Below are 20,785 nucleotides of genomic sequence, written 5' to 3'. Positions count from 1 at the left end.
ACGGCGGGCAGCGGTTATCATGGCGGACATGAGCGATCTTCTACCGAGTGCGCCGGAACATTTCCCGGCCGAAACCCTGAGCTTCGCGCTCGCGGGTCCCGCAGGCAAGCTGGAATGCGAGGCGAAGCCGGCCGACGCCGACGTGTCCCGCGACGTGGTGGCCGTGATCTGCCACCCGCTGTCCACCGAGGGCGGCAGCATGCACAACAAGGTGGTGACGATGGTGGAGCGCGCGCTGCGCGAGTCCGGCGCGGACACCGTCGTGTTCAATTTCCGCAGCGTCGGCCGCTCCGAGGGCGAATTCGACCACGGCAATGGCGAAGGCGAGGATCTCGCCACCGTCGTGGCCTGGGCCCGCAAGGCCCGACCGGGCGCCGCCCTCTGGCTCGCCGGGTTCTCGTTCGGCAGCTACGTCACGCTGCGCAACGCCGTTCGCCTGGACGCCCGCGCGCTGATCAGCATCGCGCCGCCGGCCGCTGGCCGCGGCTGGGATTTCGGTCCCATCGACCTGCCCCGCGTGCCCTGGCTGGTCGTGATGGGCGACGCCGACGAGATCGTGGAGCCGCAAGCGGTGTACGACTGGGTCGAGAGCATTCCCGAGGACCAGCGCCCGCAGCTCGTGAAGATGGAAGACACCAGCCATTTCTTCCACCGTCGGCTGATGGACCTGCGTGGCGCCATCAAGCACGCGGTGAAGGACTGGCCGCCGGAGCCGCGCCAGGCATGAACTGCACGGAATCGACGCCCGGCGAACGCTACCGGGACGGCATCGCGGGCCATCGCTGGGAATCGGATCCCGCGCAGCTGCCCGTGATCGCCGAGTTCGACCGCCTGCACGCGGCGCTCTGCGCGCCCGAGCCCTCGGGCGGCGGCCTGTTCGGGCGCCTACGCAGCATGCTCGGCAACGAGCCGCGGCAGCCCGTGCCGGGACTCTACCTCTGGGGCAGCGTCGGACGCGGTAAGACCTTCCTTATGGACCTCTTCGTGTCCAGCCTCGCGCCCGGTCTCGCCCTGCGCCGACACTTCCACCGCTTCATGCTCGAGGTGCACGCGACGCTGCGCGAACTCGGCGAGCGGCAGAGCCCGCTGGACGAGGTCGCCGCGCGTCTCGCGGCCAAGCACCGCGTGCTGTGCCTCGACGAGTTCCTGGTGTCGGACATCGGCGACGCGATGATCCTCGCGGGCCTGCTCGACGGCCTGTTCGCACGCGGCGTGACCCTCGTCACCACGTCCAACACCCCGCCGAAGGGCCTCTACAAGGACGGCCTGCAACGCGCCCGCTTCCTGCCCGCCATCGCGGCGATCGAGCGCCATTGCGTGGTGCACGAGATGGTCTCGCCCCGCGACTGGCGCCTGCGCGCGCTGAGCCAGGCGTCCGTGTTCCTCGTCCCGCCCGGCCAGGAAGCCGAACGTTCGCTGGCGAAGATCTTCGCCGGCCAGGCGGAGGGCGACGTGACGGACGGCGGGTCGATCGCGGTGAACGGTCGCGACATCGCCGTGCGCAAACGCGCCGAGGGCATCCTCTGGTTCGATTTCAGCGCTCTGTGCGAGGGGCCACGCGCGGTCGCCGACTACATCGAACTGGCGAAGGGCTACCCTGCCGTCATCGTCTCCAACGTCCCGCAGTTCACCATCTACACGGAGAACGAAGCCAAGCGCTTCGTCCTCATGGTCGACGAGTTCTACGACCGTCACGTCAAGCTGATCCTCTCCGCCGCCGCGCCGATCACCGAACTGTACGATGGTGCGAAGCTGCGCGCCGAATTCGGTCGCACGGAATCGCGACTGATCGAAATGCAGAGCGAGGACTACCTTGGGCGTGACCATAAACCCTGACACGGCACGGACGGAACCGGCTGTGCGGCCGGGTCCGTCGTCGTCCATGCTTGATAGGCGGGTCACCCGCGCCACTGACGAGGTACGCCATGGAACATTGCGAGCTGGTTCCCGGCCGCGGCATCCGCCGAGGCAACATTGACATCTTCTTCGGCATGCCGCGGAAGAAACTGCGCGACGCGCTCGGCTGGAAGTCCTCCGGCGAGAACATCTGGGACGACGAGGACGAATACAGCGACGAAGCGGGCCACGAATGGCTGCGCCTGCGCTTCCTCGACGACAAGCTGTGCGATGTCGAGGTGCTGCACGGCCGCCTGATGCACGAAGGCATCGAGCTGCGCGACACCACCATGTCCGCGCTGCGGGCGGCGCTGAAGCAGGGCGGCATGGCGCTCGAGAAAACCGAATGGCTCTCCGAAGGCCATGACTGCGTCGACCTGCAGATCGTCGTCGCGTCGAAGGAAGACACCGGCGACGTCGGCGATGAGATCGACTGGGTCATCACCAGCTGCGATTTCCGCGTCGAATGACGCCGCGTCACGCCATCGTCGCGCGGCGAACCGTCCGGGCGGCGGTCGTGCTGGCGATGGCGACGCTGGCCGGCTGCGCCAGCGCGCCGCGCGTGGCGCCGCAGCGCAGCCCGATCGCGCACTGGACGCCCTCGCCCAACTACAACGCGCGCAAGGCGCAGATCATCGTGCTGCACCACACCTCGATCGGCAACGCGACCGAGGCCTTGCGGGTGCTGAGCACGCGCAACAGCGAAGGCCAGGTCAGCGCGCATTACCTCGTCGAGTCCGACGGCCGCATCGACCAGCTCGTGGACGACGGCGATCGTGCATGGCACGCCGGCGCGTCCCGCTGGGGCGACATGACGGACCTCAACTCCTCGTCGATCGGCATCGAGATCGACAATGACGGCGAATCGCCCTTCACCGACGCGCAGATCCAGGCGCTGATCCGCCTGCTCGCGGATCTCACCTCGCGACTCGGCATTCCGCGGCAGGCCGTCGTCGGCCACGGCGACATCGCCCCGGGCCGCAAGACCGATCCGAGCGCGCAGTTCCCGTGGGCCACGCTGGCCCGCTATGGTTTCGGCCTCTGGCCGGATGCCGTGCTCGTGCCCGCACCGCCGGGTTTCGACAGCCTGGCGGCGCTGCGCCTCGTGGGCTACGACGTCTCGACGCCACGCACCGCCATCGCGGCGTTCCATCGCCATTACCGCGCGATGGAGACCGACACGCTCGACGCCACGGACGCCGCGATCCTCTACTCGCTGCAACGCAAGCTGATGGCGCCGCGTCAGTAGGCGAACGACGCGAACGCGGCGATCGTGCGTTCGATCGCCGCGTCGTCCACGTCCAGGTGCGTCACGAGGCGGATCGACGGCAGATAGCCGATGCTGAGGCGAATGCCCTGCTCCGCCATATGCGCGGCGAGGTCCTTCAGCCTCGCCGCCGGCACGTCGACGAACACCATGTTGGTGTGGCACCCCTTCACGTCGAGACCCTCGATCGCGCGCAGGCCATCGGCGAGACGCGCGGCACGCGCGTGATCGTCGGCCAGCCGCTCGACATGATGGTCCAGCGCGTGCATCGCCGCCGCGGCGAGCATGCCCGCCTGGCGCCAGCCGCCACCGGTCACCTTGCGCCACCGGCGCGCGCGGTGGATGAGTTCGCGGCTGCCGAGCAGCACCGAACCGACGGGTGCGCCGAGGCCTTTCGACAGGCATACCGACACGCTGTCGAAACCTTCCACGACGTCGCGCGCCGGGCGACCGTACGCGATCGCCGCGTTGTAGAGGCGCGCCCCGTCGAGATGGAAACCGAGCCCGCGCCGCGTGGCGAGCTCGCGCGCCTGCGCCAGGTAGCCGAACGGCAGCGCGCGGCCGTGCCACGTGTTCTCCAGCGCGATCAGTCGCGTGCGCGCGAAGTGCGGATCGTCCGGCTTGATCGCCGCTTCGATACGGTCGAGCGGCAGCGTGCCGTCCGCGTCCTGGGGGATCGGCTGGGGCTGGATGGAACCCAGCACCGCGGCGCCACCGCCTTCGAAGCGATAGGTATGCGCGTCGGCGCCGACGATGTATTCGTCGCCGCGCTCGCAATGGCTCATCAGGGCGAGCAGGTTGCTCTGCGTGCCCGTGGGCACGAACAGCGCGGCGGCGAAGCCGAGCTCGCCGGCGAGCCGCTCCTGCAGCGCGTTGACCGTGGGATCCTCGCCGTACACGTCGTCGCCGACCGGCGCGCGCAGCATCGCCTCGCGCATGGCGTCGGTGGGCTGGGTGACGGTGTCGCTGCGCAGGTCGACGATTCGCATGGTCCGGGCTTCGATGGGGATGACCGGACGATGGTACGTGATGGCGTTCACGAATCCATGGCCTGGCTCGCGGCATGCTGCCGCGCATGATCACGATCGTCATGGGTGTCTCCGGCAGCGGCAAGAGCACGATCGGCGAGGCCCTCGCCACGCGGCTCGGCCAGGATTTCGTCGACGGCGACGATCTGCATCCGTCCGCGAACCGCGAGAAGATGGCACGCGGCGTGCCGCTCGACGATGCGGACCGCCAGCCGTGGCTGGAGGCGATCGTGGCGACCATGGACGCTTACCGGGCCCGCGGCGCATCGCTCGTGCTGGCCTGTTCGGCGCTGAAGCGCCGCTATCGCGATTTCCTGCGCTCGGGCCACGACGACGTCGCGTTCGTCTATCTGCACGGAACGCGGGAGCTGCTGGCGGAACGCCTGCGGGCACGGTCCGGGCATTTCTTCGACCCTGCCCTGCTCGACAGCCAGCTGGCGACGCTCGAGCCGCCGGGCGACGACGAAGCGCTGGCGGTCGCGATCGGCCCGGCGCCTGCGGAGGTCGTCGAGTGCATCATCCGGGCCGGCTGCCGCGAGGCCTCCTGACGCAGGAGCGGACCTGGACGCGACCGCTCTTCGCGTCGAGCCAACAGGGCCTGTGACGCCTCGCGAAACGATGTCGCGGCCGGGGCCGCTCCCACGGACCTTGCGGAGCGGCCCCAGGCGCGCGGTTTCCGTGTTCTCATAGGCGCTCCCCGAATCCGAGAACGCCCATGCAAGCCCCCGCCGAAGCGGCGCTGGATGGCCCCCGCGCGGACACGACCGTCTACGGCGTGATCTTCGCGATCAGTTTCTGCCATCTGCTCAACGACATGATGCAATCGCTGCTGCCGGCGATCTATCCGGGACTCAAGTCCGAGTTCTCGCTCGACTTCGGGCAGATCGGCCTGATCACGCTCACCTGGCAGATCACCGCGTCGATCCTGCAGCCGATGGTGGGCCTCTATGCCGACCGACGCCCGACGCCGCTCGCCCTGCCCGTCGGCACGTTGTTTTCGCTGGCCGGGCTGCTGGTGCTTTCGCAGGCGCATGCGTATCCGCTCCTGCTTGCCGGAGCGGCGTTGCTGGGCGTGGGTTCGTCGGTGTTCCATCCGGAATCGTCGCGTGTCGCGCGCATGGCCGCCGGCCGGCGCCATGGCCTCGCGCAGTCGCTGTTCCAGGTGGGTGGCAACGCCGGCCAGGCACTCGGCCCGCTCGCCGCGGCGCTGGTGGTGGTCCGCTGGGGCCAGTCGAGTCTCGCGTTCTTCGCGTTGCTCGCGCTTCTTTCCGCCGCCATCCTCTGGAACGTCGGCCAGTGGTACCGGCACTACGGGCTGCCGCGGCTGGCCCGCGGCGGCGCGAAGCATGGCGACGCCGCACCCGTTAGCCGCCGCGCGCGTCGCGGGATCGCGGTGCTTCTCGCGCTGATCTTCTCCAAGTACGTGTACCTCGCCAGCCTCACCAGCTACTTCACGCTCTTCCTCATCCATCGCTTCGGCGTGTCGGTCGAAAGCGCGCAGTACCACCTGTTCGCGTTCCTCGCCGCCGTCGCGGTAGGCACGATGCTCGGCGGGCCGCTGGGCGATCGCATCGGCCGCAAGCGCGTGATCTGGTTCTCGATCCTCGGCACCTTGCCCTTCACGCTGCTGCTGCCCTACGCGAGCCTGTTCTGGACGGGCCCGCTCACCGTGGCGATCGGGCTCATCCTGGCGTCGGCGTTTCCCGCGATCGTGGTGTTCGCGCAGGAGCTGGTCCCGGGCAAGGTCGGCATGATCTCGGGGCTGTTCTACGGTTTCTCGTTCGGCATGGGCGGCATCGGCGCCGCCGTGCTCGGCGAACTCGCCGACCACATCGGTATCGAGGCCGTGTACGGCATCTGCGCGTTCCTGCCGTTGATCGGGCTGCTCACGGCGTTCCTGCCGGACGCGGCGAAGGACTGACCGGCGCGGTTCCCTTCGGCAGCGCATAGGCGATGACCCAGTCGCCCTGCTTCGTGCCCAGCGAGCCATGGCCGCCCGCGGTCACGAGCAGGTACTGACGACCCGATGCATCCGCGTAGGTCATCGGTGTCGCCTGGCCGCCCGCGGGCAAGCGCGCCTGCCACAGCTTCCGTCCGGTTCTCACGTCGTAGCCGCGCACGTAGTAGTCCAGCGTGCCGGTAAGGAAGGTCACGCCACCCGCGGTGGTCACCATGCCGCCGAGGCTCGGGACACCGAGCGGCATCGGAATGGGCAACGGCGCGCTGTCGACGATGGTGCCGTTCTTGTGCCGCCACGCCATGGTGCCGGTGCGCAGATCCACGCCCGCGACATAACCCCACGGCGGTGCCTGGCACGGGATGCCCAATGGCGAGAGGAACGCGGAAAGTTCGATGCCATAGGGGATGCCCTTCGCGAGCTTCACGCCTTCCGTTTCGCTCTTCGCGGGGCCGACTTCCATCTTCTCGAGTTTTTCCTTCGGGATCAGCCGCGACTGGAAAGCCATGTAGCTTGGATTGATGAGCATCAGCTGGCGTGCCGGATCGACCGAGATACCACCCCAGTCGAACACGCCGAAGTTGCCGGGGAACACGAGCGAGCCCTGCTCCGACGGCGGCGTGAACATGCCTTCGTAGCGCAGCGAACGGAAGCGCACGCGACACCACAGCTGGTCCAGCGGCGTCGTGCCCCACATGTCGCGTTCGCGCAGGTCGGGCGGCGCGAAGTTCAGGTCCGACATCGGCTGCGTGGGCGACGTATGATCCCCGGGCACGGCACCCTGCGGCCGCGGCACTTCGCGTATGGGAACGATGGGCGTGCCGTCGCGGCGATCCAGCACGTACACGCTGCCCTGCTTCGTCGACGCGAGCAGCGCCGGCCTCACCCCGTCGGCGGTCTGCAGGTCCATCAGCGTCGGCTGCCCTCCGATGTCCATGTCCCAGAGATCGTGGTGGGTGAACTGATAGTTCCAGCGCACCTTTCCGGTCGCGACGTCGAGCGCCACGATGCCCGCGCCGTAGGTTTCGGAAGTCGGCGTTCGCCCGGCCGCGAACTGGTCGGGCGTCTGGTTGCCCATCGGCAGGTAGACGATGCCGAGCCCTTCATCCACGCTGAAGAGCGACCACACGTTCGGGGAGTTGCGCGTGTACGTTTCGCCTGGCGCGATCGGCGCCGTCGCCTCGGGGTTGCCCGGATCCCAGTTCCACACCAGATGGCCGTCGTGCACGTCGAACGCGCGGATCACGCCGGACGGCTCGTTCGTGGATTCGTTGTCGGTGACGTGGCCGCCGATGATCACGAGGTCCTTCGTCACCGCCGGTGGCGACGTCGAGTAGTAGCCGCCGGGCGTGAAAGGACCGATGTTCGCGCGCAGGTCGACGCTGCCGGCGTTGCCGAAGTCCGGGCAGGGTTTGCCGGAGTCCCCATCGAGCGCGATGAGTCGCGCGTCCGCCGTCGGCAGGAACAGCCGACGCGAGCAGGTCGCCTGGGGTGCCGCGGTCCCGTACTTCGCGTCGTCGTGATACGACACGCCACGGCAGGTCATGTGTTCCCAATGCTTGAAGCCGACCGGGCTGCGTATTTGCGGATCGAACCGCCAGCGCGTCGCGCCCGTGGCCGCGTCGACCGCGATCACCCGGCTGTGCGGCGTGCACAGGTAGACGGTGTCGCCGATCTTCAGCGGCGTGTTTTCCGACGTGGTTTCGGTCGGATCGTCAGGGCCCGGCGTGTCGCCGGTCTGGATCTTCCAGGCCACCTCGAGCCGCGAGACGTTCTCAGGGGTGATCTGCGTCAGCGGCGAGTAGCGCTGGCCGAACGGCGAGCCGCCGTAGTCGGTCCAGTCGGCATCCGGACGCATCGCGGCATCCGCGCTCTCGCCGGCGACCCGCGCCATCGGCAACTCGCCGGCCAGGTCGTGGTCACCATGGACCGCCCCGGCGATGCCGACGGCGGCGACCACCAGAAGCCCGACGAGCAGGACGGCGGATCCAGTCCGGCGCGACGCGCCGGACGCGTCGCCCAGACCCCGCCGCACCCAGGGAAGGAGCAGCCACAAGCCAAGCACGAACCACACGTCGAGGCGTGGCAGAAGCTGCCAGAAGTCCCAGCGCACTTCCCAGACCGACCAGGCGGCCGTCGCGACGAGGAGGACACCGTAGGTCGGCAGCGCGAGGCGCGACCGGAACGCGACGAGCAGGGCGACGAGCAGGGTCCACGCGCCCGCCACCGCGTAATAGGGCGAGCCACCAAGACCGACGAGGCGAATGCCGCCGATCAGCACCGCGGCGCCCAGCACCGCGAAAACGACCGTCGTGACGATGATCGCGGGGTGGAACCGCCTCGCTGCACTCACCTGGGTTGCTCCTGCCGACACCGGATGCCTTACGTTGCACCAGGCGATGAGGCCGGCGCGTGAATCCCGGGTGGAGGGCTGTGCATCTTTCGCATCGCACTTCCCCGGCTAGGGCGCTGCCGTCCGCGCGAGTTCCGCCACCATCGCCTCACGCATCAGGTACTTCTGTACCTTGCCCGTCACGGTCATGGGAAAGGCGTCGACGAACCGTACGTAGTGCGGCACCTTGAAGTACGCGAGGTGCCGACGGCAGTAATCCTGCACCGAGGCGACCGTCAGTCGCGCGCCGTCGCGCATGCGGATCCACGCGCAGACCTGCTCGCCGAACTTCGCGTCGGGCACGCCGAAGACCTGCACGTCCTGAATGTCGGGGTGTCCGTAGAGGAACTCCTCGATTTCGCGTGGATATATGTTCTCGCCGCCACGGATGATCATGTCCTTCAGGCGCCCGACGATGCTGCAGTAGCCGTCGTCGTCGAGCACGGCCAGGTCGCCGGTGTGCATCCAGCGCGCGTCGTCCAGCGCGCGTCGCGTGTTCTCGTCGTCGTTCCAGTAACCGCGCATCACGGAATAGCCGCGCGTCAGCAGCTCTCCGGGCGTGCCGCGCGGAACGACGCGACCCGCCTCGTCCACGATCTTCACTTCCACATGCGGATGGACGCGGCCGACCGTCGATACGCGCAGGTCCAGCGGGTCGTCCGTCACCGTCTGGAAGCTGACGGGGCTGGTTTCCGTCATGCCGTAGGCGATGGTCACGTCCGCCATGTGCATGTCGCGGACCACCCGGCGCATCACTTCGATCGGGCATGGCGAACCCGCCATGATCCCGGTGCGCAGGCTCGTGAGGTCGAACTCGCGGAAGCGGGGATGTTCCAGTTCGGCGATGAACATCGTCGGCACGCCGTGGAGGGCGGTGCAGCGTTCCTCGGCGACGGTTTCGAGCGTCGCGAGCACGTCGAAACCTTCTCCCGGGATCACCATGCAGGCGCCGTGCGTCACGCAGGCGAGATTGCCCAGCACCATGCCGAAGCAGTGATAGAACGGCACGGGAATGCACAGGCGGTCTTCCTCGGTGAGGCGCATCGCTTCGCCGATGAAGAAGCCGTTGTTGACGATGTTGTGGTGCGTGAGCGTTGCCCCCTTCGGCGCGCCCGTCGTGCCCGAGGTGAACTGGATGTTGACCGGGTCGTCGAACGACAGCGCCGCCTCCACGGCCAGCCGCTCACGCGCCGCCGCGTCCGCTGCGATGTCCTGCCAGCGCAGCGTGCCGGGCGCGGCCTCGTCGTCGAGCAGGATCACGTGGCGCAGGTCGGGCAGAGCGGCGGCGCGCCAGCGGCCCGCCGGTGCGGTCGCCAGTTCGGGCGCGAGGCCGAGCAGGATCTCCAGGTAATGCGACGTCTTGAAGTTGCGCGGAAGGATCAGTGTGCGACAGGCGACCTTGTTGAGCGAATACGCCAGCTCGTGCGAGCGATAGGCGGGATTGATGTTGACGAGGATGAGGCCGGCCTTGGGCGCGGCGAACTGCGCGACGACCCACTCGGCGCGGTTCGGCGCCCAGATGCCCACCCGGTCGCCTGGCTCGAGGCCCAGCGCGAGCAGCCCGGCGGCGACCCGCTCCACCTCCTCCGCGAACCGCGCGTAAGTCCAGCGAATGCCCTGGGCGCGCACGACGAGTGCGGGGCGTTCAGGCCAGCGGGCGACGATGCGGTCGAGAAGCGCGCCGACGGTTTCGCCCAGGAGGGGCGTATCGCTCGCGCCGTGGACGTAGCTCGGAGGGTGGAGCATCCTGGGTTCCTTCTTCAGATCATGAGCCGGCGTGGTCGATCGTAACGGCGCGCGATCAACGCGAGGCGAGGTGATGCCTGCCCGCGCCGACGACGCGATCCGGCGCCCCGGGCAGCACGATGGTAGCCTCGGTGCCGACCGGTACCACGACATCCGCCTCCACCTTGCCGCGCGTCTTGCGCCACGCGACCGATGCCTCGCCATGCGGCGTCATCACGCTGGCCGAGGCGTGGTCGAGGAATGCCGTCAACTGCGGCCGCACTTCGAAACGGCGCCAGCCCGGTTCGAGCGGACGCAGGCCGGCGACGTCGCCGTAGAGCCAGTCGTCGATCGTGCCGAGGAAGTAATGGCCGCGCGAGCGCGAGGCGAGCTTCCAGTGTTCCCAGAGGCTCGTCGCGCCGTTCGCTCGCCAGAATCCCCAGCTCGGGAACGTCACCTGCGTGGCGATCGCCCATGCTTCGTCCTGGTGTCCGGTGGCGGTGAGCACCGGAAGGATGACCTTCGTCGCGAGCGCACCGGTGCTGAGGTGGTCGCCGCGCGCTCTCGCATCGGCGGCGACGCCATCGGCCACCCGCGCCCGCAGATCGTCGGGCACGAGACCGAACGCCAGCGCGAGCAGGTTGTGCGCCTGCCGATAACCATCGTCGCCCTCACCCCGGTAGCGCGCGGCCTCGCGATCGAGGAAGCGCGCGTTGAACGCGTCACGCACGCGCGCCGCCTTCGCGTCGAACGCGCGGGCCCCGGCTTCGTTGCCGGTGAGCCTCAGCATCGCGGCGGTCGTCTTTTCCATGCCGTAGAGATAGGCCGTGGCGGCGATCCGCTTGTCTTCCGGCGCGTTGCCGCCGCCCGGATCGCTCTCCGGACTGACCCAGTCGCCGAGGTCGGTATCCGCGATGCCGCCCGGCGAACGCGCATCCTCCAGCGCCACATAGCGTGCGATGCCGTCGATGTGCTCGTCGATCGGCCGACGATCGCCCGCGAACATCCACAAGGACCACGGCACGAACACATAGGCCGAGTGCCAGGTCGGTGCCCGGCCCGTGCCCCAGCCCGGGTTCGGTGCGATGAGCAGCGGCGCCCCTTCGGCGTTGCGCGTGTCCGCGATGTCGCGCACCCATTTCGCGAGCAGACGATCGGCGTCGACGTTGCGCAGGAACATGTCCGCCGCGAGCATGCCGTCGCCGGTCCAGCCGTTCTTCTCGTACATCGGTGTATCTGTCGGGATGCCGTGGAGGTTGTTCAGCATCGTGTCGACGGTGGCGCGATGGATCCAGTTCAGCAGCGCGTTCGAGCTGTCGAAGCGCCCGGTGATCGCGACGTCGGTGTGGACCACCTGCGCCGTGATGGCCTCAGGCCGTGGCTTGCCTCCCGGCCAGCCTTCGAGTTGCACGTAGCGGAAGCCCTTGTACGAGAACTTCGGATGCCAGCGCAGAGGGCCGCCAGCGAGCGTGATCCGGTCCGTCTGGAAGTCGCCTTTCACGTAGTGGTGTTCGTCACGCCATTGCACGGTGCCGTCGGGCGCGAGCGTCTCCCCGTAATGCGCGACGACCGTCGTGCCCGCCGGACCACTCAGGTCGAACGTCGCCCATCCCGCGATGACGCGCGGGAAAGCGACGACGTAGGTTCCGGGCACGGGCTCCGTGACCTCGCTCGCTTTCAGCGTCTCGATCACGCGGATCGGTTGCTCGGTCTGCGCGACGAGGCGTCCCGCGGGCGCGGGTAGCGCGGCGGCAGCCGACCATCGCGCTGGCGTAGCGGCGCGCGCATCGTACGTTTCGCCGCCGTAGAGGTCGTCCAGGCGCGTCGGACCGTCCGCCACCTGCCAGCTTTCGTCCGTGACGACGTCTTCGCTGCGGCCGTCCTCGTAACGCACCCGAAGCAACGCGCGGATCCTCGGCTTGCCGTGCCAGGGCGCCTTCTCCCAATGCCACACGTTGACGTTGGTCAGGCCGTAGAAGCCCCGCCCGAGCTCCGCGGTGAGGGTGTGGTCGCCGGGCGCGAGGGACACATCGTGCGCGACCACCTCGACACGCTTCCCATAGTCGGTGAACCCCGGCGACAGCACGGCGTCGCTGACGGGCTGGCCGTCGATCGCGACGTCCGCGTAGCCGCCGGCGGCGACGTACAGCGTCGCGCGCTCGACCACGCCGTCGATCGCGAACGGCTTTCGCAGCAGCGGCGCGGGCAATGTGTCGGCGGGCTTGCCGATCCATCGCGCGCCGCGCCAGCCCGGCTCGTCCAGCGCCGTGTCGAAATACGACGACGCCTCGGCCTTACCGTGGTTCGTGCGGACCGCGACTCGCCATGTATAGCGTGTGCCTGGTTTCAGCATGGGTCCCGCATACGCGATGTCGAACGATCGGGGATCGTCGACCTCGCCGCTATCCCATACGATGCCGCCCCCGGCCGATACCACGATGCGATAGCCCAGCTGCACGGTGCCGTTCCGGTGGTCGCGCACGACCCACGAGAAGCGCGGTGCGGAGACATCGACGTAACCGGGGGTGTCGCTGCGCTCGACGCGTGGCAGGGACAGCGTGACCGCCGCGGTGGCGAGGGGCGACAGGACGAGCAGTGCGCCAGCGAGGGCGACATGGCGTTTGCGCAAGGCGGGGGCCTTTTTTCATCTTCGGTCGTCGTCGAGCATAACGCGGCGGCGTGGCCGTCCATACATCCATCTAACGCGCGACGCGGTATCCCATCCGCACCTTCGACCATGGAGCACGCCATGAAGACGCTGATCGCCGGGATCGCCCTCGCCTCCGCCTGCGCCGCCCTGCCCGCGACCGCCGGGCAACTCGATAGCCTCAAGGGGATGATGGGTGGAGGCGGCTCGCTGACCTCGGCCAGCAAGGGCAACGCCGCCGGCATCCTGCAGTACTGCGTGACGAACAATTACCTGGGCGGCGACAGCGGCGCGTCGGGCATCAAGGACCAGTTGCTCGGCAAGCTGGGCACTCACGCCGGGAGCGACGGTGCCGACGGCATTCCCACCGGCGACGTGCAGAACCGCAGCGCGCCCAAGCCCACCGAGGGCAGCTCCGCGGCGGCGCCTACCCAGGACAAGGGGTATCTCGACGGCGCGAAGGGCCTGCTGCGGACGTCCGGCGGCAAGACGCTCGATCTTGGCAGCGCGGGTGGCGCCACCGGCGGCGCGGGCGACGTGAAGGCCCAGCTGACGCGCAAGGTCTGCGACGCCGTCCTCAAGCAGGGCAAGGGCATGCTCGGCATGGGCAAATGACATGACACGACGTGGACGGGACATGGACGTCCCGGCACGTAAACAGGAAGGCCTCCTCCCCACGACCCCGAGGCTTCCCCCATGTCGAAAGCAGCCGCCAGCGATCCGTACGCGATGCGCGATCCACGCACGCAGTATCCGCAGCCCGATTTCTCCAAGCAGCCGCAGCCGGTACCCGGCCTCGCGCGGGAAATGGTGCCCAAGCCGGACCACGGCGAGACCAGTTACCGAGGCAACGGACGCCTGAAGGGCCGGAAGGCGCTGGTCACCGGCGGCGATTCCGGCATCGGTCGCGCTGCCGCCATCGCGTTCGCGCGCGAAGGCGCGGATGTCGTCATCAACTACCTGCCGGAAGAACAGAAGGACGCCGACGAGGTCATCGCCCTGCTGAGCGGCGAGGGTCATACGATCATCGGCGTGCCCGGCGATCTCGCCGACGAGGCCTTCTGCAAGGAACTGGTCGCGACCACCGTGAAGGAGCTCGGCGGCCTCGACATCCTCGCGAACGTGGCAGGTCGCCAGCAGTTCGCGAAGTCGATCGACGAGCTCGACAGCGAGTCGTTCGAGTCGACCTTCCGCACGAACGTCTTCGCGCTGTTCTGGCTCACCAAGGCCGCCATGCCGCACATGCCGCCCGGGGCCGCGATCGTGAACACCGCGTCGATCCAGGCCTATGAGCCGTCCGATATCCTGCTCGACTACGCGCAGACGAAGGCGTCCATCGTGGCGTTCACCAAGGCATTGGCGAAGCAGGCGGCCGAGAAAGGCATCCGCGTGAACGCGGTCGCCCCCGGTCCGGTGTGGACGCCGCTGCAGCCGAGTGGCGGTCAGCCGCAGGAGAAAGTCGTCGAATTCGGCAAGAACGTGCCGCTCAAGCGGCCCGGACAGCCGGTGGAATGCGCGCCCGTCTACGTGCTGCTGGCGAGCCAGGAAGCCAGCTTCATCACGGGCGAGACGTATGGCGTGACCGGCGGGCACATGTTGCCCTGAGGAACAGTGGCTAAGCCGCGGTGGGAGCACGCTCCCACCGCGATGAGAATGCCTCAACGACGCGCGATGCGGTCGATCGCCTGCATGAGATCCGCGACGCCATACGGTTTCACGATGATCGCCGTGCGCTCGTCGCGGACGACGCCATTGGCGAGGTGATCGCCCGTGGCGTAGAGCACCGGAAGCGTCGGTTGGGATTTCCGAAGTCGCGCGGCGAGTTCGACGCCGCTGATACCGGGAAGGCCGACGTCGGCCAGCAGGACATCGATCGTCTCCGACGCGTGCAGCCGAGTGGCCTCGGTGCCGTCGCCAGCCTCGAAGACGATGTGCCCGCGGCTCTCGAGCATTTCGCTGATCGACATGCGGATCAATGCGTCGTCCTCGACCACGAGCACGCGCAGTGGCGCGACCCGGTCCGATTCCGACGGAGCCACCGCCGCGATGGGATCCGCCGGGCGCTGCCGCGTGGCAAGCACGTGGCGGACGCGGCGTGCGAGCTGGTCGCGCGTATAGGGCTTGCTCAGCAGCTCCACGCCTTCGTCGAGACGGCCGCCGTGGACGATCGCGTTCTCGGTATAGCCGGAAGTGAAGAGCACGGCGATGCCCGGCTGCCGCTCGACCGCCTTTCGCGCCAGCTCGGGGCTGCGCAGCGTGCCGGGCATGACGACGTCGGTGAACAGGAGATCGATCGCGATGCCGCTTTCGATGATCGAGAGCGCGCTCTGCGCGTCGCGCGCCTTGAGCACGCGATAGCCGAGATCGCCGAGCATGCCGACGACGGTCTCGCGCACGGCGTCGTCGTCTTCCACGACCAGCACGGTTTCGTCACCACCACGCACGCCTTCCTCCTCGACCGCGACGACGCGGTCCTCGCTCTGCGTCGAACGCGGCAGGTAGATCTTCACGGTGGTGCCGTGGCCGGGTTCGCTGTAGATCTTCACGTGACCGCCGGACTGCTTGACGAAGCCGTAGACCATGGACAGGCCGAGGCCCGTGCCCCGTCCTTCGGGCTTGGTCGTGAAGAACGGTTCGAAGACCTGCTCGATGATCTCCGGGGGAATGCCGGTGCCCGTATCGGTGACCGCGATCATCACGTACTGGCCCGGACGCAGGTCGCCATGGGCGTCCGCGTACGTCGCGTCCAGCAGCGCGTTGCCGGCCTCGATCGTGAGCTTGCCCTGCCCCTCCATCGCGTCGCGGGCATTGATCGCCAGGTTGAGCAGCGCGTTCTCCACGTTGCCCGGATCGATGAGCGTGTTCCACAGGCCGCCCGCGACCACGGTTTCCACCTCGATGGCCTCGCCGAGCGCGCGCCGGAGCAGGTCGTCCATGTCGCGGACGAAGCGGCCGATGTTCACCACCTTGGGCGCGAGCGGCTGGCGTCGGCCGAAGGCGAGCAGCTGGGCGGCGAGCTTCGTGCCGCGCGTGACGCCGGCCATGGCGTTGGCGACGCGGCGCTCGGCGCGCGCGTTGCCGGCGATGTCCGCCCCGAGCAGCTGGAGGTTGCCGCTGATGACCTGCAGCAGATTGTTGAAGTCGTGCGCGACGCCGCCGGTCAGTTTGCCGATGGCGTCCATCTTCTGGGCCTGGCGGAGCTGGCCGTGGGTGATCCCCAGTGCCATGTCGCCGTCGCCCTGGGTCCAGCCACCATCGACGGCGCCCGCGGGCTGGAAGGTCCCGAGCACCACCGGCCCGAGGGCCTGATCGTTCCATGCTTCGAAAGCGACCCGCCACGGGCCGCCGGTCGCCGTCGCGATCTGGAAGCCGCGCGCGGTCTCTTCGCCTGGCACGGCCAGAGCCGCTTCGACGCGTTCGCGCCCCTCGGCGTTCCACATCGACAGGAAGCCCCCTTCGGGCATCCGGCCGGCGGCCCACGCGTTCGCGTACAGGATGTCCCCGGCGGGAGAAAGCGCCACGAATCCATAAGGAAGCGAATCGAGCGACCGGGAGATGAGGCTGTGGTCCTGCAGCGCGAGCGACGGGGGCATCGGGCCTCTATGGGTCCGCAAGAAGAAGTTCACAGTTTATCGTCGGACCCCGGTCAACTTTGTGTAGACGACCTTCACATCGCGCGAAGGGCGGCAGGGCACGGCGTATCAGGGACATGGCAGGTGACCCCACATCTTGTGTTGACCCACCGCAGGTCCGCCTATATCGTGTGTCGCGTTGGTGTCCAGCGAGGCGCGACTGCCCGTCGGACTTAAAAGGGAATCCGGTGCGAATCCGGAACTGCCCCGCAGCGGTAAGTGGAAACGACCCCGTCATCAGCACTGGCCCTCCGGGGGCTGGGAAGCGACGGGCTAGGTCGGCCCGAAGGCCCTCGTCCACGAGTCCGAAGACCTGCCGACAATCGGTGCCCAGCGCGGCGCCGATTCGTGGTGACGGCTTCCGCGGGGAGGCACGTCGCGGACCGGAGCGCCTTCGTGCGCGCTCCGTCGCGACCCTTTCCGCCCGGCCCGAACCGCGTCGAGACCCGTTCGAGGGAACGGGAGTCCGGACACGGCCCTGGGGCACGCCAATGACGATCACGATGGATTCCTCCGCGCGCGAGCGCACCGAGACGGCCGACGCCGCCGTCACCACTTCGACCACGGCCGCCGGCACGGCGCCGGCCGCCGGCTACCGCAACGACGCGCCGCCGGCCTTCACCCTGACACCCCCGCACAACCCGGGCCAGATGCGCGTGACCAAGCGCAACGGCGGCCAGGAAGCCGTGGACGTGAACAAGATCGTGCGCGCGGTGACGCGCAGCGCCGACGGACTGTTCGCGGTCGACCCCATGCGCGTGGCGCTGAAGACGATCGGCGGCCTCTACGACGGCGCGACCACCCAGGAGCTCGACCAGCTCTCGATCCGTACCGCCGCCGCGCTCACCGCCGAGGAGCCGGAGTACGGCCAGCTCGCCGCGCGCCTGCTCGCCGCCTTCGTCGACAAGGAAGTGTCGGGCCAGGACATCCACTCGTTCTCGCAGTCGATCTCGACCGGTTTCGAGCTGGGCATCCTCAACGAGCGCCTCCGCGATTTCGTGCAGGTGAACGCGCGCAAGCTCAACGACGCCGTCGATACCTCCGCCTCGCGCCGCTTCGAATACTTCGGCCTGCGCACGGTCTACGATCGCTACCTGCTGCGCCACCCGACGAAGCGCTTCGTCATCGAGACGCCGCAGTACTTCTTCATGCGCATCGCGTGCGCGCTCGGCGGCAACGACGTGGCCGAGACGCTCGAGCTGTACCGCATGCTCTCGTCGCTGGAATACCTCGCCAGCTCGCCGACGCTGTTCAACGCCGGCACCGCGCACGAGCAGCTCTCGTCGTGCTTCCTGCTCGATTCGCCGCAGGACGCGCTGGAGTCGATCTACGCCAAGTACGGCGACGTCGCGCAGCTGTCCAAGTTCGCCGGCGGCATCGGCCTCGCCTACTCGCGCATCCGTTCGCGCGGCTCCCTGATCAAGGGCACCAACGGTCATTCGAACGGCCTCGTGCCGTGGCTGAAGACGCTGGACGCTTCCGTCGCCGCCGTGAACCAGGGCGGCAAGCGCAAGGGCGCCGCCTGCGTGTACCTCGAATCGTGGCATGCCGACATCGAGGAATTCCTCGAGCTGCGAGAGAACACCGGCGACGACGCGCGCCGCACGCACAACCTCAACCTCGCCAACTGGGTGCCCGACCTCTTCATGCGCCGCGTGGAGACCGACGGCGACTGGTCGCTGTTCGATCCCAAGATCGTGCCGCACTTCGTCGACACGTGGGGTCCGGCGTTCGACGCCGCCTACGAGAAGGCGGAGGCCGACGGCCTCGCCGTCAAGTCGATCAAGGCACGCGAACTCTATGCCCGCATGCTGCGCTCGCTCGCGCAGACGGGTAACGGCTGGATGACGTTCAAGGACCGCTCGAACGCCACCAGCAACCAGACGGCGCTGGCGAAGAACGTCATCCACCTGTCGAACCTGTGCACCGAGATCCTCGAGGTGACCAACGAGAACGAGACCGCGGTGTGCAACCTCGGCTCCGTGAACCTCGCCCGCCATGTGGTCGACGGCGCGTTCGACTTCGACAAGCTCGCCGCGACCGTGCGCACCGCCGTGCGCCAGCTCAACCGCGTGATCGACCTGAACTTCTATCCGATCGCCACGGCGAAGACGGCGAACCTGAAGTGGCGCCCGGTCGGCCTCGGCGTGATGGGCCTGCAGGACGTCTTCTTCAAACTGCGCCTGCCGTTCGATTCGGACGAGGCACGCGCGCTGTCGACGCGCATCCAGGAAGAGATCTACTTCCACGCGCTGTCGATGTCGAACGAGATCGCCGAACGCGACGGCGCCCACCCGGGCTTCGACGAGAGCCGCGCCGCCAACGGCGAGCTGCAGTTCGACTACTGGCCGGCAGCGACGCCGACCGGAAAGGACGACCGCTGGGCGAAGCTACGCGAGAACATCAAGGCGAAGGGCCTGCGCAACTCGCTGCTGATCGCCATCGCGCCGACCGCGACGATCGCCTCGATCGCCGGCTGCTACGAATGCATCGAGCCGCAGGTGTCCAACCTCTTCAAGCGCGAGACGCTGTCGGGCGACTTCCTCGTCGTCAACCGCTACCTCGTCGAGGAGCTCAAGACGCTCGGCCTGTGGACCGCGGACATCCGCGACCAGATCAAGCTGGCCGAAGGCTCCGTGCAGGGCATCGCCGCGATCCCGGCCGAGCTGCGCGCGGTGTATCGCACCACGTGGGAGCTGCCGCAGAAGGCCCTGATCGACCTGGCCGCCGCGCGCGGCGCATACATCGACCAGAGCCAGTCGCTGAACCTGTTCATGGAGAACCCGAACATCGGGCAGCTGTCGTCCATGTACATGTACGCGTGGAAGGCCGGCATCAAGACGACCTACTACCTGCGCTCGCGGCCGGCCACCCGGATCGCGAAGACGACGGTCAGCTCCGCGGCCGCCGCGCCGGCACCCGTCGCGCCGTCGAAGGACGCGCAGGAACAGGCGGAAGCCGCGGTGTTCTGCTCGCTCGAGAACCCCGAATACTGCGAAGCCTGCCAGTAAAGCCGGGCTGGGGGATGGGAATGGGGGGCGCATGGACGATCGCCCGAGGGTTCCGGTGAGGCTCATGTAGCGCCACCGGCCCCGTCGGACTGCCGAGCGCAGCGCCCCCACTTCCTTCCCCCATCTCCCAGCAGCACCCTTTTCGAATTCCGAGGCCCCACATCCATGTCCGCTTCTCCCATCACCCGCGACACCCACATCCTCGATCCCGGCTTCGAGCTCACGCTGCGGCCGATGAAATACCCGCAGTTCTACGAGATGTATCGTGCCGCGATCCGCAACACGTGGACGGTGGAGGAGGTGGACTTCTCGCTCGACGTCACCGACCTGAAGTCGAAGATGTCGGACGCGGACCGTCACCTGATCCATCGCCTCGTGGCGTTCTTCGCCACGGGCGACACGATCGTGTCGAACAACCTGGTGCTCAACCTGTACCAGCACGTGAACTCCCCCGAGGCGCGCATGTTCCTTTCGCGCCAGCTGTACGAGGAAGCGCTGCACGTGCAGTTCTACCTCACGCTGCTGGACACCTACATCCCCGAGCCGGCCGAGCGAAACAAGGCGTTCGCGGCGATCGAAAGCATCCCCTCGATCCGCCAGAAGGGCGAGTTCTGCTTCAAGTGGATCGACTCGATCCAGGACCTCAACCGCCTGGAGACGCGCGAGCACCGCCGTCAGTTCCTCCTCAACCTGATCTGCTTCGCCGCGTGCATCGAAGGCCTGTTCTTCTTCGCCGCGTTCGCCTACGTGTACTACCTGCGTTCGCGCGGTCTGCTGCACGGCCTCGCCTCGGGAACCAACTGGGTGTTCCGCGACGAGTCCGGCCACATGGCGTTCGCGTTCGAGGTCGTGCGCACCGTGCGCGAGCAGGAACCGGACCTCTTCGACGACGCGATGCGCCAGCAGGTCGAGGCGATGCTGGAAGACGCGATCGCCTGCGAAACGCAGTTCGCGGCCGACGTGCTCTCGGGCGGCGTGGCCGGTCTTTCGGTCAACGACATGCGCCAGTACCTCGAATACTGCGCCGACCAGCGCCTGGTCCAGCTCGACATGCCGAAGAAGTACGGCGCGAAGAACCCCTTCGACTTCATGGACCTGCAGGACGTCCAGGAACTGACCAATTTCTTCGAGCGACGCGTCTCCTCCTACCAGGTGGGCGTGCAGGGCGAGGTGGCGTTCGACCAGTCGTTCTGATGCGCCGGGATCCACCCCTTCGCATGCTGGCTACCG

Annotated in this window: 15 protein-coding genes and 1 riboswitch; of the genes, 10 read left to right on the top strand and 5 right to left on the bottom strand. The window is 68.2% G+C overall.

The window, feature by feature from the left end:
* Positions 1 to 28: 28 nt before the first annotated feature.
* The 4 genes from BMY69_RS02650 to BMY69_RS02635 all read left to right on the top strand — a co-directional run bounded on the left by BMY69_RS02650 (position 29) and on the right by BMY69_RS02635 (position 3,145).
* A complete protein-coding gene (locus tag BMY69_RS02650) occupies positions 29 to 727 on the top strand; it encodes an alpha/beta hydrolase (RefSeq protein WP_090175583.1) in 699 nt (232 codons plus the stop codon).
* A complete protein-coding gene (zapE, locus tag BMY69_RS02645) occupies positions 724 to 1,836 on the top strand; it encodes a cell division protein ZapE (protein WP_090175240.1) in 1,113 nt (370 codons plus the stop codon). Before BMY69_RS02650 ends, zapE begins: the two co-directional genes overlap by 4 nt.
* An 89-nt stretch (positions 1,837 to 1,925) precedes the next feature.
* Entirely contained in the window at positions 1,926 to 2,366 is a 441-nt protein-coding gene (locus tag BMY69_RS02640) for a hypothetical protein (RefSeq protein ID WP_090175239.1), read from the top strand.
* Complete coding sequence (locus BMY69_RS02635) at positions 2,363 to 3,145, top strand: N-acetylmuramoyl-L-alanine amidase (protein WP_090058547.1); 783 nt, start codon at positions 2,363 to 2,365, stop codon at positions 3,143 to 3,145. Before BMY69_RS02640 ends, BMY69_RS02635 begins: the two co-directional genes overlap by 4 nt.
* Here the strand turns inward: BMY69_RS02635 and ltaE are convergent.
* A complete protein-coding gene (gene ltaE / locus BMY69_RS02630; protein WP_090175582.1) occupies positions 3,139 to 4,152 on the bottom strand; it encodes a low-specificity L-threonine aldolase in 1,014 nt (337 codons plus the stop codon). The genes BMY69_RS02635 and ltaE overlap by 7 nt on opposite strands.
* A gap of 74 nt (positions 4,153 to 4,226) precedes the next feature.
* Here ltaE and BMY69_RS02625 point away from each other — a divergent pair, with 74 nt between their 5' ends.
* Positions 4,227 to 4,739, top strand: a complete 513-nt coding sequence (locus BMY69_RS02625) for a gluconokinase (RefSeq protein ID WP_255364437.1) — start codon at positions 4,227 to 4,229, stop codon at positions 4,737 to 4,739.
* Between the two features lie 167 nt (positions 4,740 to 4,906).
* Positions 4,907 to 6,112 carry an MFS transporter gene (locus BMY69_RS02620; protein ID WP_090175238.1) on the top strand — a complete coding sequence of 402 codons (1,206 nt, stop codon included), beginning with the start codon at positions 4,907 to 4,909 and terminating at the stop codon, positions 6,110 to 6,112.
* On the opposite strand, the gene BMY69_RS02615 is transcribed toward BMY69_RS02620, so the two are convergent.
* The 3 genes from BMY69_RS02615 to BMY69_RS02605 form a co-directional block, all read right to left on the bottom strand.
* On the bottom strand, positions 6,078 to 8,501 hold the full coding sequence (locus BMY69_RS02615) for a glucose/quinate/shikimate family membrane-bound PQQ-dependent dehydrogenase (protein ID WP_090175237.1): 2,424 nt from the start codon (positions 8,499 to 8,501) through the stop codon (positions 6,078 to 6,080). The genes BMY69_RS02620 and BMY69_RS02615 overlap by 35 nt on opposite strands.
* 108 nt (positions 8,502 to 8,609) lie before the next feature.
* Entirely contained in the window at positions 8,610 to 10,286 is a 1,677-nt protein-coding gene (locus BMY69_RS02610; protein WP_090175236.1) for an AMP-binding protein, read from the bottom strand.
* Between the two features lie 55 nt (positions 10,287 to 10,341).
* Positions 10,342 to 12,894, bottom strand: coding sequence for a family 78 glycoside hydrolase catalytic domain (locus tag BMY69_RS02605; protein ID WP_090175235.1), 2,553 nt, complete (start codon positions 12,892 to 12,894; stop codon positions 10,342 to 10,344).
* Positions 12,895 to 13,014: 120 nt separating this feature from the next.
* Between BMY69_RS02605 and BMY69_RS02600 the strand changes: the two genes are divergently transcribed.
* Both BMY69_RS02600 and BMY69_RS02595 read left to right on the top strand, forming a co-directional pair.
* Positions 13,015 to 13,527, top strand: a complete 513-nt coding sequence (locus BMY69_RS02600; protein WP_218143110.1) for a DUF2501 domain-containing protein — start codon at positions 13,015 to 13,017, stop codon at positions 13,525 to 13,527.
* A gap of 81 nt (positions 13,528 to 13,608) precedes the next feature.
* On the top strand, positions 13,609 to 14,517 hold the full coding sequence (locus BMY69_RS02595; RefSeq protein ID WP_090058566.1) for an SDR family oxidoreductase: 909 nt from the start codon (positions 13,609 to 13,611) through the stop codon (positions 14,515 to 14,517).
* A 53-nt stretch (positions 14,518 to 14,570) separates the two neighbouring features.
* Here BMY69_RS02595 and BMY69_RS02590 read toward each other — a convergent pair whose 3' ends face one another.
* Positions 14,571 to 16,505 carry a response regulator gene (locus tag BMY69_RS02590; protein WP_090175233.1) on the bottom strand — a complete coding sequence of 645 codons (1,935 nt, stop codon included), beginning with the start codon at positions 16,503 to 16,505 and terminating at the stop codon, positions 14,571 to 14,573.
* 162 nt (positions 16,506 to 16,667) lie between these two features.
* Positions 16,668 to 16,880: riboswitch (cobalamin riboswitch) on the top strand.
* A 167-nt stretch (positions 16,881 to 17,047) separates the two neighbouring features.
* Between BMY69_RS02590 and BMY69_RS02585 the strand changes: the two genes are divergently transcribed.
* Positions 17,048 to 19,555, top strand: coding sequence for a ribonucleoside-diphosphate reductase subunit alpha (locus tag BMY69_RS02585; RefSeq protein WP_090175579.1), 2,508 nt, complete (start codon positions 17,048 to 17,050; stop codon positions 19,553 to 19,555).
* 165 nt (positions 19,556 to 19,720) lie between these two features.
* A complete protein-coding gene (locus BMY69_RS02580; protein WP_090175232.1) occupies positions 19,721 to 20,749 on the top strand; it encodes a ribonucleotide-diphosphate reductase subunit beta in 1,029 nt (342 codons plus the stop codon).
* Positions 20,750 to 20,785 lie beyond the last annotated feature (36 nt).

The organism is Luteibacter sp. UNC138MFCol5.1 (assembly GCF_900110505.1).
Taxonomy (GTDB): domain Bacteria; phylum Pseudomonadota; class Gammaproteobacteria; order Xanthomonadales; family Rhodanobacteraceae; genus Luteibacter.
This window is presented reverse-complemented; position numbering and strand designations above follow the sequence as displayed.

Excerpts from the sequence above, each read along its gene's own strand:
- BMY69_RS02600 (WP_218143110.1), top strand. The coding sequence starts at position 13,015 with ATGAAGACGCTGATCGCCGGGATCGCCCTCGCCTCCGCCTGCGCCGCC.
- zapE (WP_090175240.1), top strand. The coding sequence starts at position 724 with ATGAACTGCACGGAATCGACGCCCGGCGAACGCTACCGGGACGGCATC.
- BMY69_RS02610 (WP_090175236.1), bottom strand. The coding sequence starts at position 10,286 with ATGCTCCACCCTCCGAGCTACGTCCACGGCGCGAGCGATACGCCCCTC.
- BMY69_RS02620 (WP_090175238.1), top strand. The coding sequence starts at position 4,907 with ATGCAAGCCCCCGCCGAAGCGGCGCTGGATGGCCCCCGCGCGGACACG.
- BMY69_RS02595 (WP_090058566.1), top strand. The coding sequence starts at position 13,609 with ATGTCGAAAGCAGCCGCCAGCGATCCGTACGCGATGCGCGATCCACGC.
- BMY69_RS02640 (WP_090175239.1), top strand. The coding sequence starts at position 1,926 with ATGGAACATTGCGAGCTGGTTCCCGGCCGCGGCATCCGCCGAGGCAAC.
- BMY69_RS02590 (WP_090175233.1), bottom strand. The coding sequence starts at position 16,505 with ATGCCCCCGTCGCTCGCGCTGCAGGACCACAGCCTCATCTCCCGGTCG.
- BMY69_RS02625 (WP_255364437.1), top strand. The coding sequence starts at position 4,227 with ATGCTGCCGCGCATGATCACGATCGTCATGGGTGTCTCCGGCAGCGGC.
- BMY69_RS02585 (WP_090175579.1), top strand. The coding sequence starts at position 17,048 with ATGGATTCCTCCGCGCGCGAGCGCACCGAGACGGCCGACGCCGCCGTC.
- ltaE (WP_090175582.1), bottom strand. The coding sequence starts at position 4,152 with ATGCGAATCGTCGACCTGCGCAGCGACACCGTCACCCAGCCCACCGAC.
- BMY69_RS02580 (WP_090175232.1), top strand. The coding sequence starts at position 19,721 with ATGTCCGCTTCTCCCATCACCCGCGACACCCACATCCTCGATCCCGGC.
- BMY69_RS02650 (WP_090175583.1), top strand. The coding sequence starts at position 29 with ATGAGCGATCTTCTACCGAGTGCGCCGGAACATTTCCCGGCCGAAACC.
- BMY69_RS02635 (WP_090058547.1), top strand. The coding sequence starts at position 2,363 with ATGACGCCGCGTCACGCCATCGTCGCGCGGCGAACCGTCCGGGCGGCG.